11 protein-coding genes are annotated in these 12,813 nt (G+C 66.6%); 4 read left to right on the top strand and 7 right to left on the bottom strand.

The window, feature by feature from the left end; genetic code table 11:
- The first annotated feature begins 96 nt into the window (after positions 1-96).
- Positions 97-1,482, top strand: a complete 1,386-nt coding sequence (locus IPG97_19410) for a glycine--tRNA ligase (GenBank protein ID MBK6858648.1) — start codon at positions 97-99, stop codon at positions 1,480-1,482.
- Positions 1,483-1,494: 12 nt separating this feature from the next.
- Here IPG97_19410 and IPG97_19405 read toward each other — a convergent pair whose 3' ends face one another.
- The 5 genes from IPG97_19405 to IPG97_19385 form a co-directional block, all read right to left on the bottom strand.
- Complete coding sequence (locus tag IPG97_19405; protein ID MBK6858647.1) at positions 1,495-3,258, bottom strand: ABC transporter ATP-binding protein; 1,764 nt, start codon at positions 3,256-3,258, stop codon at positions 1,495-1,497.
- Positions 3,255-4,877 carry an ABC transporter substrate-binding protein gene (locus IPG97_19400; protein ID MBK6858646.1) on the bottom strand — a complete coding sequence of 541 codons (1,623 nt, stop codon included), beginning with the start codon at positions 4,875-4,877 and terminating at the stop codon, positions 3,255-3,257. The genes IPG97_19405 and IPG97_19400 overlap by 4 nt, the downstream gene beginning before the upstream one ends.
- Positions 4,874-5,806, bottom strand: a complete 933-nt coding sequence (locus IPG97_19395; GenBank protein ID MBK6858645.1) for an ABC transporter permease — start codon at positions 5,804-5,806, stop codon at positions 4,874-4,876. Before IPG97_19395 ends, IPG97_19400 begins: the two co-directional genes overlap by 4 nt.
- Complete coding sequence (locus IPG97_19390; GenBank protein ID MBK6858644.1) at positions 5,803-6,831, bottom strand: ABC transporter permease; 1,029 nt, start codon at positions 6,829-6,831, stop codon at positions 5,803-5,805. Before IPG97_19390 ends, IPG97_19395 begins: the two co-directional genes overlap by 4 nt.
- 88 nt (positions 6,832-6,919) lie before the next feature.
- Positions 6,920-7,582, bottom strand: coding sequence for a biliverdin-producing heme oxygenase (locus IPG97_19385; GenBank protein MBK6858643.1), 663 nt, complete (start codon positions 7,580-7,582; stop codon positions 6,920-6,922).
- Between the two features lie 264 nt (positions 7,583-7,846).
- Here IPG97_19385 and IPG97_19380 point away from each other — a divergent pair, with 264 nt between their 5' ends.
- Together IPG97_19380 and IPG97_19375 are read left to right on the top strand one after the other, a co-directional pair.
- Positions 7,847-8,632 carry a hypothetical protein gene (locus IPG97_19380; GenBank protein ID MBK6858642.1) on the top strand — a complete coding sequence of 262 codons (786 nt, stop codon included), beginning with the start codon at positions 7,847-7,849 and terminating at the stop codon, positions 8,630-8,632.
- Positions 8,633-8,726: 94 nt separating this feature from the next.
- Positions 8,727-10,217 carry an LPXTG cell wall anchor domain-containing protein gene (locus IPG97_19375; protein ID MBK6858641.1) on the top strand — a complete coding sequence of 497 codons (1,491 nt, stop codon included), beginning with the start codon at positions 8,727-8,729 and terminating at the stop codon, positions 10,215-10,217.
- A gap of 282 nt (positions 10,218-10,499) precedes the next feature.
- Here the strand turns inward: IPG97_19375 and IPG97_19370 are convergent, their stop codons facing one another.
- Positions 10,500-11,102, bottom strand: a complete 603-nt coding sequence (locus IPG97_19370) for a TetR/AcrR family transcriptional regulator (GenBank protein MBK6858640.1) — start codon at positions 11,100-11,102, stop codon at positions 10,500-10,502.
- 44 nt (positions 11,103-11,146) lie between these two features.
- Positions 11,147-11,479, bottom strand: a complete 333-nt coding sequence (locus IPG97_19365; GenBank protein ID MBK6858639.1) for a DUF2470 domain-containing protein — start codon at positions 11,477-11,479, stop codon at positions 11,147-11,149.
- Between the two features lie 211 nt (positions 11,480-11,690).
- On the opposite strand from IPG97_19365, the gene IPG97_19360 reads away from it, so the two are divergent.
- Entirely contained in the window at positions 11,691-12,749 is a 1,059-nt protein-coding gene (locus IPG97_19360; protein MBK6858638.1) for a TerC family protein, read from the top strand.
- Positions 12,750-12,813: the final 64 nt, after the last annotated feature.

The raw sequence follows: 12,813 nt of genomic DNA, 5'->3' as shown, positions 1-12,813 counted from the left end.
GCGGCGAGGTCTCCGGTTGGACTTGGTGGCGACCACGGAGGTGCGGAGGATTTACCGGGTTCAGGGCGGCATCTGAGGCCCCGTAGGATCCCGAACATGTCCGAGCCAACTCCCGACTCCTCAGCTGAATCGAAGGCCGTGCCCGCCGCCGGGGACACCTCGGGGGTTTCCGCCGATCCGGCCTTGTTCGATCGGATCGTGAGCCTCACCAAGCGTCGGGGCTTCGTGTTCCCCTCGGCGGAGATCTACGGCGGGTTCCGTTCCACCTATGACTACGGCCCGATCGGCGTGCTGCTCCTGCGCAACGTGAAAGATGCCTGGTGGCGCTCGATGGTGCAGATGCGCCACGACGTGGTGGGCCTCGATGCTGCCATCCTCTCGCCGCCGGCGGTGTGGGAAGCATCGGGTCACCTGGCCAACTTCACCGACCCCCTGGTCGACTGCAAGGAGTGCAAGGAACGGTTCCGTCTCGACAAACTCGAGGACCCTGACCTGTGCCCCAATTGCGGGAAACGTGGCACCTTCACCGAGGCCCGCCAGTTCAACCTGATGTTCAAGACCCACGCCGGGCCGGTGGAGGGCAAGGGCCACGAGGTGTACCTGCGACCCGAGACCGCCCAGGGCATGTTCGTGAACTTCGCCAACGTGTTGCAGTCCAGCCGCAAGAAGCCCCCGTTCGGCATCGCCCAGATCGGCAAGTCGTTCCGTAACGAGATCACGCCCGGCAACTTCGTGTTCCGCACCCGTGAGTTCGAACAGATGGAGATGGAGTTCTTCGTCCCGCCCGACGAGGCCCAGGATTGGTACCAGTACTGGCGCAACGAGCGGTTCCAGTGGTATCTCGACCTCGGCATGCCGGCCACACACCTGCGCCTTCGTGACCACGACCCCGATGAGCTCAGCCACTACTCGTCGGGCACCGCGGATGTGGAGTTCCTCTTCCCGTGGGGCTGGGACGAGCTCGAGGGCATCGCCAACCGGGGTGACTACGACCTCACCCCCCACGCCACCCGCTCGGGCGAACGGCTCGACTACTTCGACCCCGCCACCAACTCGCGCTACACCCCGCACGTGATCGAGCCTGCGGCCGGGGCCACCCGCACGATGATGGCGTTCCTAATGGCCGCATATGACGAAGAGGAGGTACGGGGTGAGACCCGCACCGTGCTGCGGCTTCATCCTCGTCTCGCTCCCTACAAGGTGGCTGTGCTCCCACTGTCGCGTAAGCCTGAGCTGACCGGGCCGGCCGAGGATTTGCTGGCCCGACTCCAGTCCCACGTCATGTGCGACTACGACGAGACGCAGAACATCGGCAAGCGCTACCGCCGCCAGGACGAGCTGGGTACGCCGTTGTGCATCACCTACGACTTCGATTCGATCGAGGACGGTGCGGTGACGGTGCGCGACCGGGATTCGATGGCTCAGGAACGGGTTCCGATCGACAGCGTCGTCGAGCATGTGCTGACCCGCCTGGCTCTGTGAACCAGAGGTCGATCAGGCAGTCAGCTCACAGGCCAGAAGCGACCGGGTGTGGTCGTGGCTGGGTGTCGACAGGACCGTCGCTGTAGGTCCGGCCTCCACCACCTGGCCTCGGTGGAGGACCATCACCCTCTCGCTCAAGGCCCGGGCCGTTGCCAGCTCATGGGTGATAACCAACATCGACAGACCGAGGTCCCGGCGGATCTCGTCCAAGACGTCGATTACCGAGGCCTTGACGTTGGCGTCAAGGCTGGCCGTCGGCTCGTCGAGGATCAGGACCCGGGGCTGGACCAGTAGGGCACGGGCCAGGACGACACGAGCAAGCTCGCCACCGCTGAGCTCGGTCGGTCTGCGATCCAGGCGGTCGGGGTTCAGGTGAACGACCTCGAGCATCTCGCGGCTGCGACGATCTCGATCGGAACGGTCCGAGCCGATGAGATGGATGCGCTGGGCTTGACGGAGGGCGTGACCGACCCGGCGGCGAGGGTTGAGCGCGGTCCGCACGTTCTGGGGGACCAGTTGGACGGCCCGGCGCTCATCGAGGGTTCTCGACATGGCGAGGGCGGTTCCGTCCAGGGCCACCGATCCTGCTGTCGGTTCGATGGACCCGACGATCACGCCGGCCAGTGTCGACTTACCCGATCCTGACTCTCCGACCACGGCCACCGATTGTCCCGAGTACATGGTGAGGCTGACCTCGTCCACCGCTCTGACGACATGGTGGGCGGTACCGACGCGGGATCGGCGGTTGTGGGGGGCCCTCGTCCTCGGTGCCTGGGACCCGTAGTAGTGGTAGATCCGGTCCAGGACCAGTGCCGGAGCCGGGTCCGGGTTCGGGTTCGGGTGCGGTTGGGTCTCCTCCAGCGCCGGGATCGGCTCGGCGGCGGAGGCTGTGACGGGTGGGGCGGGGGGAGCTGGAGGATCTTGAGGATCTTGATGATCTGGACGAGCGGCCCGTGGGCTGCTGGCTTCCGATGACGTCGGAGATGTAGCGGCCCTACGGGGGACCGCCGCCACCAGGGCCCTGGTGACGGCATGGGTGGGTTCCTCGAAGATCTGGGTCACTGGGGCGATCTCGACCAGTTCTCCGTGGTGGATGACGCCGACCCGATCGACGGTGTTGGCCACGACGGCGAGGTCATGGGAGACCAGCACCATCGAGACGTTCGTCTCTGCTCGCAGCTCGCGGAGGTGGTCCAAGATGGTGGCTTGCACGGTCACGTCCAAGGTGCTGGTGGGTTCGTCGGCCAACAGCAGGGACCGCGGTTTGCCCAAGGTGTTCAGGGCGATGAGAAGCCGCTGGAGCTGGCCACCGGAGAAGCGACCGGGGAGATCCTGTGGGCGTTGGACCACGGACTCCAGACCGATCTGGCCTAGGGCGTCGGCATGTCTCTGGACGGCGTCGGGACCGAGGTACCAGTCGAGTTGACTACCCACCGAGACCGTAGGCGTCAGTGCGGTCATGGGCTGTTGCGGTATCAGGCCGATGTGGGCCCGCCGTAGGTTCAACCAACCTCGGCCGTCGAGCGCGGTGAGGTCTTGGCCATCGAGCGCGAGGGTGTCTGCGGAAACGGTGGTGCCGGGGTCGCCGAGGCCAGCGAGGGCGTGGAGGATCGTCGATTTCCCACAGCCAGAAGCGCCGACCAGCCCGACCACTTCACCGCGTCCGACGGTGAAGCCAACTCGGTTCACCGCTTTCGAGGTTGGGTGCCCATCGAGTGCCGGGTAGGTGACGGTCAGGCCGGCCACGACGAGCAGCGGGTCGCTACCGGCCATCACGTCGTAAAGGAGAGGTGTTGAGGCCTCAGTCGACTGATGCGCAGCCCGTCCGGATCGACCGGTGACAGTTCCCGGCGCTGGGCCATGAGCAACTCGGGGTACACGGGCGGGAACATCACCGCTTCCTCGGCGAGACGCTGGTTGAGCCGGGTTAGGGCCTCGGTTCGTTCGACGTCGTCCTCGGTCTGCCAGATGACGTCGATCCACTGGTCGACCTCGGGGTCCTCGAACCCGCACGACAGGAGGCTGCGGGAATCTGCGGGGGAGAGGGTCATGTAGTTCGCCGGTCCCGATGTGAACCCGCTCTGGAACATGTTCATGAGCATCTCGTACTCGTTGGCCAGCCAACGAGAAGACCACGGGCCGCCGGTCAACTGTTCGATGGTTACGTCGAGCCCCAGCTCCTTCCAACCGGCGGCCAAGACGGTGGCGATGTCTCGCCCGACCTGGGTGGTACCCACGGTGATGGTGAAGTCCAGGCGGTCGGTGCGGGCGCGGGCCAGAAGCCGTTCGGCTTCGGCGAGGTCGGCCTCGGCGGAGAAGACCTCGAGGTCGGGGTCCCACCCCTTCTGAGCCGGTCCAATCGGTCCTTGACCGATGGTGGCATGGCCTCCGAACACTCGGTCCTTCACGCCGGCTCGATCCATGGACACCGCCACCGCCCGCCGGAAGTTCTCGTCGGAGAACGGCTCGGCGTGGAGGTTCACGTAGGTGAGCACATCGAGTGGTGCCTCGGCCCGGCTCAGGACCAGGTCCTCATCTCGTTCCACCGTCTTGAGGTTGGTGTGGGGTAGGGACGTGATCAGGTCCACCCGGCCCTGTTGGAGGGTGAGGAGCCGGGTTCCACCGTCGACGAACACGCTGTACTCGACGCCCGCAAACGAAGGGGCGCTACCGTGGTAGCCGTCGTAGCGGGTCAGCGTGTAGCTCTGGCCCGGCTTGTGGTCGGTGAGGCGGTAGGGGCCGGTACCCATCATGGCATCGCGTCGGGCGACGAAGTCGGTGTGACCCATGGGCAGATTGGTCAGGTGGGATCGAAGGAGCCCGTATGGCTTGGCCAGACCGATGGTGACGGTGTGGTCGTCGGCGGCTTCGAACCATTGCACGTAGTCGATCAGGTAAGTGATCCACTCGCTCCCCGAGCTCAAGTCGAGCAGGTGGTCGAGTGTCGACACGACGTGGTGGGCGTTGAAGGCGTCGCCGTTGTGGAACTCGACGTCCTGGCGCAGCGGAATCGTCCAGGTGAGGCGATCGGCGCTTATCACCGGCTCTCCCGCGGCAAGGAGGGGAACCGAATTGAGCTCCTCGTCGTAGGTGTAGAGCGATTCCATGATCGCTTCGGCCGGCCATTGGGTGAGCTCGGAGCCCGAGTCGAGGGGGTTGATGTTTCCGGGGGCTCCGGCGACGCCGATGCGCAGGATCCCGTCGCGGTGACGGTCTGTGACCCGGTCGCCTTTGGTCGAGCCGCCGCATGCCGCCTGCAGTGCCGGTCCCGTGAGCACGGCACCGAAGCTCATCCCCAAGAACCGGCGACGGTCGACGATGGCCCGGGCTCGATCCTGTTCTTGGGCGGAAGTCTGGCGATCTGAGGACTGGGTGTGGCCCGAGGTGGTGGTCATGTCAGGGCCTCCCGTTGGATGGGCTCGAGGGGGGACGTTGTGGGTAGCGCCATGTCGGACTCATCGGTGGGATCGCTGGCATCGGTGGCGGCCCGGAGCCCCACCATGTGATCGGCACCGGCGTCCGCGGCCAGGTTGATGCCGGTTATGCCACACACCAGCACCAGCCCCGGTATGACGGCGTACCACCAGGCGCCGTCGAGGAGTTGGGTTCCGGCTTCTGCGATCAGGTTTCCGAGGGTGGGCGCCGGCGCCGGCACTCCCATTCCCAGGTAGCTGAGGCCTCCCTCGGCGAACACCGAAAGGCTGAGCGCCAGCAACATCTGCACGGCTACCACCGGGGCCAGGTTGGGGATCACCTCGCCGACCAACACCTCTCGTTGAGGAACTCCGAGCAGTCGAAGGCCTTCGATGTGGTCACGACTCCGCTCGGCCGCGGTTGCCGCGTGGATCACACGGGTCAGGTAGGGGACGAAGCCGATGGCCAGGCTCATGATCAGCCTCCACTGCGGCGACAACCTCGAGCCGAACACGGTGGCATCGGGGGCAGAGGTGAGGCCGAGCAGGACCACCACCAGCACGAACGGGGGAACGACCTGCAACAGTTCGACGGCCCAACGCATGACCTTGGCCGCGCCTCGATGGCTGAACCAACCGGTGACCATCCCGATCGGTGTGGCGATGAGGGTGGCCAGACCGACCGAGGCGCCGGCCACCAGAGCAGAGGTGGTGGCACCGCGGCCGGTTCGGGCCAGCAGGTCCCGTCCTAAGAAGTCGGTCCCGAAGGGATGGGTGGCACTGGGTGGGGTGAGAGGTTCACCGACCAGCGCCAGCGAGTCCCCGTGGAGGTGGCCGGCCACCGCCACGGTGGCGAATACCCCGAGGAGCACGATGCCTCCGAGGCTGGAGCGGGATCCGAGGGCCTTCATGTGGCTGTCACCGTCTCGGGTGGAGTGCCCAGATCCCGCTGCCGGTGCCGCCATGCACCGGTTCGGGCCGGCTGGGCCGTTTCGGTGTGAGGACCCACGGCGCGAACGGTGACATCTACCAACAGGTTCATGCCCAGGTAGGCGACGGCGGTCACTGATGCCGCGGCGATGGCGACGGGATGATCGTGGCGCCCGAACGACGTGATAAGGAGCTGTCCCAGTCCAGGGACCTGGAACACGTTCTCGACCAGGACCGTTCCAGCCAGCAGCCCGGCGGCCACCATCCCGGCCACGGTGACCGCGGCCGGTGCGGCGTTGCGGAGGGCTATGCGGGTGAGCACCTGGCGGTCCGACAGCCCCATGGCCCGAGCGAAGCGAACGTCGTCTGCACCCAAGACATCGATCAGAGCGGAGCGGATGGTGCGGGCGACCATGCCGAAGGCCCCGACGGCCAGCACCAAGGCGGGAAGGACAAGCGCCCGCAGGTCTGTGGCGATGTCGGTCGATCCGGTTCCGAAGGTGGCAGGGCGGGGAACCAGTTCTGGCCACCGATCACCGACGTAGACCAACAACAGCACGGCCAGCCAGTACGAGGGGATCGACACTCCCAGCAAGGCCATCACTCGCACGGTGCCGTCGACGCCTCGTCGAGGACGAAGCGCGGCGGCGGCTCCGGCGATCAGTCCGGTGGGCATGCCCAAGACTGCGGCCAGGATGCCGAGTTGGAGGGAGACTGCCGCCGCCGGTCCAACCGAGTCGGCCACCGGGGAGCCATCGGTATAGGACACGCCCAGGTCACCTCGGGCGATCCCGAACATGTGGTCTCGGTACTGGATGGCTAGGGGGCGATCCAGGCCCTGGTCGGCGATCACCGCGGCCAGCGCCTCGGGGTCGGCGGCCACCGATGGGGCCAGGCCAGCGGTCTCCCCGCCCGGAAGGGCGTGGAGCAGGAGGAACAACAAGGACAGCCCGATGAACAGGCTCACGAAGAACGACCCGGTACGACTGATCACGTAACCGGTCATCGAATCGTCGTATGGAGTCGGGTCACCCAGCGGTCAGCCCGGACTCGGGGCTGGGTGAGGTCGGGTCGGAAGTGGTGTGGTTCGGTGCTCAGGCGCCGTGGTGATCGAGGCTCTGGAAGATCTCCACGTTGAACCGGTAGGCAGCGTGGACCTCGGTGATCAGATCGGCCCGCTCCGACTCGGTCCAGGGAGCAGCGTCGAGGGCGGCCCGGTAGTTGGTCTTGAACTCTGCGGGGTCGGCGATGTCCTCGAACACCGCGAAGCGTCCGCCCTCGGTGGGGGTCAGGTCGTAGGCAGCCGTGACGATGCGTCCGATGGCGAATCCGCCCGACAGGTCTCCCAGGTAGCGGGTGTAGTGGTGGGCGACGTAGGCGGCGGGTGACCCGGTGGTGACCTCCCTGATGCGGGCGGCGTAGGTCTCGGTGGCCGTGGTCGCCGAGAAGGTGACACCGGCGAGCTCGGGCCGGGCGGTGAGGCCGGAGATGTCGGCCTCCAGCGCCGGCACGCGGTCCAAGGCCCGGTCCAGGAACGGTGCCACGGTGGGATCCGATGCCAGAGCGGTGGCGCCGTCCTCGAGTGCTCGGTAAACGTGCAGGTACTGCGTCAAGAGGTCCACGTATCCGGCGAGGGGCAGCGTCTTTCGCATCAGCGCGTGCATGAACGGAGAGTGTTCTGCGCCACGGTGATCGGTGGCCGTCTCGGCGGCGAGTACAGCCGAGAACGGGGTGACGGTGGCCGAGCTGGCGGTCATGGAATTCTCCGGGATCGATGTTGGGGTTGGCAGGGGTCACGGTTCGGTGATGGCCGAGCCCCGATGATTATACGACTAGTTGTCGTGATCATGAGACGCCCGGTCGTGTAGTTCGGGTCTTGGTATGGAAATCCCTCGGAGGAAAGGGTAGCCTAACAACTCATGTCTATGTCCCATCCTGATCAGTATCAGCGTCACCACATCCAAGTTTCAGGACGTCGGACCGCCGGACGGGACTTTCGGTGTGCGGTTCGAGCGCCGAAGATGAGGGCCGCGCTAGGGAGCCTCGTGGTTTCGATGGTGGCGGCGTTGATGCTCTCGACGTCTCCGGCCGGGGCCGAACCGGTCCTGGTGGTCTCGCCCTCTACCGGGCTCGATCCGGCGGCGGCGTTCGTGGTGGTGTCGGGATCGGGATACCTGCCGAACACCCAGCTCTTCGTGATGCAGTGCCGGGGTAACTCCACCGACGACCACTCGTGCAACTCGGTGGGCCTGCGCAAGGTCACCACCGATGCATCGGGTTCGTTCACCGCCGATGCCATGCGCCTCGTGTCACGGTTCGGGGCAACTGACTGCACTGTCGAGCAGTGCGCGGTGATGACCAGCGCCGTGTCGGGCCACAGCGACGACCGGTCCCAGGATCGGTCGACGCCCATCTACTTCGCCACCGCTCCCGCCCCGACTGTCCCACCCCAGACCGAACCGACCGCGCCCGCGCCCACCGTCGCCCCGCCCGATGCGACGGTTCCGGGCCCCTCGACCTCGGCCGCACCTACCACCACCGCCACCTCGGCGCCGCCTAGCTCCACCACGACCACCGCGGTCCCCGGCGAAGCATCAGACTCGACCTCGGGAAGCCAAGACGACTCCGGTGACCGAGCCCCACAACCGGGAGACCCCGAGCTGGCCAGTACCACCGGCGAACCCGAACCGGACGGTGACGGGAGCTCCCGCGGCCTGGTCATAGCCCTGTCCGCAGGAGCGGCCGCAGTCGGGGCTGCTGGCCTAGTCGCGGTGCGCCGCCGACGGAGCGACGCTGATCCCGACTGAACGCCGCCCGAGCGGTTCCGATCCCGCGCCAAACCCCACATTGATCACCTCGATCTTCATTTCGCCCCAACCCCACAACTGACCAGGAGGTCACATGTCCCGCCCTGTTCCGCCCTCGACCCGATCGGACCGTAAGCGTCGGCGCCCGTCGGCCCGCTCGATCCTCGGTGCTGCGTCGATCGCTCTGGCCGCTGTGGCTGGAGTCCTGACCGTCACCGCCAGTCCAGCGGCCGCCGCCGGCTCGGTGTCGCTCAGCAAGACCTCGGGCATCAACCCCGCCGGTGAGACCCTCACCGTGCAAGGCTCGGGCTTCGACTCCTCGGGGACCCGCGGCATCTACTTGATGTTCTGTCAGCAGGCAGCGGGTCGCCCCACCGGCGGGCAGTGCTCCGGTGCCCAGAACTGGATCGGTAGCACCGCCATGGGAGCCCCGGTGGCTTGGAGCGGCAACGGAACCTTCACCGCCACCATCGATGTTGTCGGAACCTGGGCCGGCGTCGACTGCACCGATGGGACGACCGTTTGTGGCGTCGTCACCCGCAACGACCACCTCGACGGTCACCTCTTCGATCAGGACACGTTCACACCGGTGAGCTTCGCCGTCGACGAGCCTCCGACCACCACCGAGGCCGAGACCACCACGACCCAACCCGGGGCCACCACCACCACGAAGCCGACGACAACCACCGTGCCATCGGGGAACCGCCCCGCGGTGTCGCTGAGCGCGTCGACGGACCTGGCTGACCGTGAGGTCATCACCGTCTCCGGTACCGGCTTCGCTCCCAACCAGGGCCTGTACGTCCAGACGTGCGCCGCTCCCGAGGGTGAGTCGGGCACGGCGGCCGGTCGGGCCGACAACTGCTACCCCGAGCAGGACGGCACCCACACCGTGTGGATCAACCCGGTGGGTAGCGATGGAACCTGGAGCACCGACCTGACGGTGGCGGCGCTCTTCGGCGACGTCGACTGTCGTGTCGACGCGTGTGGTGTGTCTGTCCGCCGAGACCACAGCGGCGGTGCCACCGACTTCTCTCAGGACGTCTTCGTCCCGATCACGTTCGGTTCGGGAACGGTCGCCCCGCCAACCGGGTCGGCCCGGCTGTCGATCACACCATCGTCGAACCTGGTGTCGGGTCAGAAGGTCACCGTGGACGGCGAGGGCTTCAAGCCCGGTCGCTCGGTGTTCGTCGGCGTATGTGACGACACCGTCGCCAACTTCGCCGCGTGTGACTTCACCAACGTCGTGGAGGCGACGGCGTCGGCTGGCACCGCCCGTCTCGGTGGACCTGGCTCGTTCAGCATCTCGCTGGTGGTCCGCTCCACCTTCGGTTCCACCAACTGCCAGGCCACCACGGCTCGCTGCGTCATCGCGACCTGGGCCGTCTCGGGTGACGACACCGCGGTTCAGGTGATGTCGCCGATCAGTTTCCGTACCGCCGGTGGTTCAGCATCGGGACCGGGTGGGTCCACCACTCCGCTGCCCCGCACTGGAACCGATGCCACCACTCCGGTAGCTGTCGCTCTGCTGGCCCTGACCGCCGGTTTCGGCCTGCTCGCCGCTGACCGCCGGCGCCGCATGGCTTAGGAGGTCCGCCGAAAGGCGGACCGACCCATAAGCACGGCATGGCTAAACCGAGGCGAAGCCTCGGTCTGATCACCCTCGTAGCGACGACGACCGGACCTATCCGCTAGGCCCCTTAGCCTAGGTCCGCCGAAAGGCAGAGCCTTCCGGCAGAGTTCGGTCGCCGGCCTGACGGCCCGCCCTGGATCTGAGGGCGGGCCGTCAGCGCGTCCAAGGGGGCCAATGGACCGTCGGTTCGCGCGCGTGGCGGTTAGGTCCAGGCGGCTCACTTGTCGGCTCGCGTCCTCAGCGGCGGGGGAGACGGCGCGGTGTCCCGTCGGCTGCCACCCGAGCATCCACGGCCCGCAACACGAAGGCCTCGGCCGCGTCGACCGCTTCCCGGATCGAACCGGCTGAGTTGGCGTCGCTGCCGGCCCGCCCGATGCAGGCTGCGATCATGGCCACCGTGGCATCTATGTCCTCGGCTCGTAGGTAGCGCCGATCCCGACCCCGCCGGATGATGTCGTACAGGCGGCTCTCGAGCACCCCGACGTGTTCCATGAGACGTTCGGCCGCTGTCTCCGGTAGGAGGACCCGAAGGGTCGGGCCGGGGGGCAGGTGGTTGGCCGAGAAGTACTCGAGGTGCAGGCGCACGTATGTACGAAGCTGGTCCACCGGGTTGTCGACGGTTCGCAAGGCATCATCGAGGCGGGCCACGAACCCGGCGGTCTCGGCGGTGGCGTAGGCCACCAGCAGAGACTCCTTGTCGGGGAAGTAGTTGTAGATCGCGGTACGGGCCAGACCTGCATCCCGCGCTACCTCGGCCAGGGTCAAGTCGTCGTAGCCGCTGGTACAACAGGCGGCCGAACGACTCGAACAGCAGTCCCCGGGTGTGCTCGCGGTGAGCATCCAGGCTGCCGCCGATCACCTTGGGCATGAACGCACCCCGCGGCTCAATGGTCGCCCTCGCCCCGAGGGGTGACCCCGAGGATGGCGCACGCCTCGTTGTACATGCGAACGACTTCGTGGCGGATGGTGGCCCGTTCCAGGATCGGTTCGGCCCACGGTACGGTCACCGCGACGTTTTCGCCGTCGACGTTCGCATCGAAGGTGGCGCCATCCTCGTTGTAGCCGGTCATGGTGGCGGCGGTGGCCGACCCAGCACCCCCCAGCGCTTGCACGATCATCAGGTTGTCCCCTGGGTGGTCGCCGTTCATGTGGGCGACGACGGCCGCCTGGACCTCGGGGCTGAACGGGGACGGGGCAGGCTGGGAGTTGGTGGTCATGGTTCTCGAAGCGTAGATCGGTCGAACCTGGTAGCTGTCGCCGAGGTCCGCCGCCCTAGGATGGTGCCGACCGGGAGGGAGTATCCCTCGCAGCCGCAACGTCAACACGGAGCCTCGCTCCCGGGGCGGTTGGTCTCACTGCGAGGTGGGGCGGAGAGACTCTCGGCTGACACGTCCCCGTTCCGATGATCAGCCGGAGAGAACCACCTAAATGCTTGCGTCCCTGACCACCCTGGCTTCGCCGGTCCTAACCCCGGTACTCGCCTCGGGATCGTCCCGGGCTGAGAACTTCGCCAGCTTCGACGTCCACCCCTGGCAGTGGGGTGTGTTCGTGGGGTTCCTGGCCGTTCTCATCACCGCCGACCTGCTGTTGGTGCACCGCACCGCCCACGAGATCACGTTCCGGGAAGCAGCCATCGAGTCCGCGATCTGGATCGCCATCGGCTTGTCCTTCACCGGCGTCATGTTCTGGTGGCACGGCGGTCAAGCTGCGGGCGAGTACATCTCGGGCTACCTGATCGAGAAGTCGCTGTCGATCGACAACGTGTTCGTGTGGGCGGTGATCTTCAGCTACTTCGCGGTACCGAAGAAGTACCAGTTCCGCACCCTGTTCTGGGGCATCTTCGGCGCGTTGGTGCTGCGGGCCATCTTCATCTTCGCCGGTGTGGCCCTGATCGAATCCTTCGAGTGGACGCTGGCCATCTTCGGCCTGATCCTCCTCTACTCGGCTTGGAAGATCGCCCAGCACGACGAAGCCGAGGTCCATCCCGAGAACAACCCGATCCTCAAGCTGGTCAACCGGTTCATCCCCTCCACCCCCGAATACGACGACCAGAAGCTCTTCACCATCAAGAACGGCAAGCGCCTAGCCACACCGCTGCTGGCCGTACTGATCATGGTGGAGACCACCGACGTGATCTTCGCCGTGGACTCGATCCCGGCCATTTTGGCCGTGTCCCACGAGCAGTTCATCGTGTTCAGCTCCAACGCCTTCGCCATCTTGGGCCTCCGGTCGCTGTACTTCTTGCTCAACGGCATGCAGGACAAGTTCCGCTACCTGAACCTGGGCCTCGGGGTGATCTTGGCCTTCGTCGGTCTCAAGATGCTGGCCAGCTTCTTCTTGGGGCTCCATCCTCCGACCTGGCTGTCGCTGGTGGTCATCCTCGGAATCTTGGCTGTGACCATGGTGGCGTCGCTGCTCGCCGACAAGCGGGACGACGCCAAGGCGGCCGCCGAGGGCTCTACCCCCGAGACGCCTGACCGGGTCTAACCCGACGCTGGTACCGTCCGGGGCCGTGAAGGCTCCGGACGGCACCACACCCTCCCGTCGCGGA

It is taken from the genome of Microthrixaceae bacterium, assembly GCA_016702505.1.
In the GTDB taxonomy this organism is placed as follows: Bacteria; Actinomycetota; Acidimicrobiia; order Acidimicrobiales; family Iamiaceae; genus Aquihabitans.
This window is presented reverse-complemented; position numbering and strand designations above follow the sequence as displayed.